This is a genomic window from Protofrankia sp. Cas4 (assembly GCF_963555915.1).
Lineage (GTDB): Bacteria > Actinomycetota > Actinomycetes > Frankiales > Frankiaceae > Protofrankia.
Genome location: NZ_CAUVXL010000135.1, coordinates 1 through 947, shown reverse-complemented (window position 1 = coordinate 947; position 947 = coordinate 1). Strand labels below are relative to the sequence as shown.

Annotated in this window: 1 protein-coding gene; it reads right to left on the bottom strand. The window is 70.3% G+C overall.

Annotation, left to right across the window (positions count from 1 at the left end):
* Nucleotides 1–947: ABC transporter ATP-binding protein (locus U9979_RS12615; RefSeq protein WP_322779538.1), on the bottom strand; the 947-nt coding region annotated here is incomplete at both ends.

Here is a 947-nt window from a genome sequence, read left to right as displayed (position 1 = left end):
CCGAACCGGCCGACTCGGCGGGCTGCTCCGGCTGCTCCGACGGCACGGGCACCGCCGGAGCCGGACCGGCTGACGCGCCGCCAGAATCCTCACCGGTCGCGTCCTCACCGAGATAGGCACGGATCACATCGGGATTGGTCCGGATCTCGTCAGGGAGCCCTTCGGCGATCTTCTGGCCGAAGTCGAGTACCGCGATGCGGTCACAGATGCCGAGGACCAGCGGAATGTCGTGCTCGATCAACAGGACGGCGGTGTTGCGCCGCTCGGCGATCCCCCGGATGACCGTCCCGATCTCGGCACTCTCATGGGAGTCCAAGCCCGCGGCCGGCTCGTCGAGGAAGAGCACGCTGGGATCAGCGAGCAGGGCCCGGGCCACACCGACGAGTCGGGCCCGGCCGTGCGGCAGCTCGGCGGGCATGCTGTCAAGCAGATCCGCCAGCCCGAACTCCTCGACGACCTCGTCCATGAGTGCGGACGGGCGCTGCCGCCCGGGGCGGATGAGGTCGGTGAGGTAATACCTCGCCTTCTGGACGTCCGCCGCGGCGAGCAGGTTCTCCCGGACGGTCATGTCCGGGAACAGCTCGACCGCCTGGAACGACCGGGCGAGTCCGGCCCGTGCCCGGCGCACCGGGGACCACCTTGCGATGGAGTTTCCGTCCAGCAGCACCTCACCCGATGTCGGCGTGGTGAAGCCGGTGACGATGTCGAGCAGTGTCGTCTTGCCCGCGCCGTTGGGGCCGATCAGGCCCAGCACCATGCCCGGTTCGACGCGCAGGTTGACGTCCTTGAGTGCCTGCACCCCGCCGAAACGGACGCTGAGGTTACGTACCTCGAGCACGGCGGGCTCCCGGCGGCGGCCGGCCGACATCCTGACTGCGCTGGCGTCGGACGCGGCGCTCACAGCACCGTCCCCGATGGTGGCCGCGGTGGTCGCCGGGGTGGCGGTG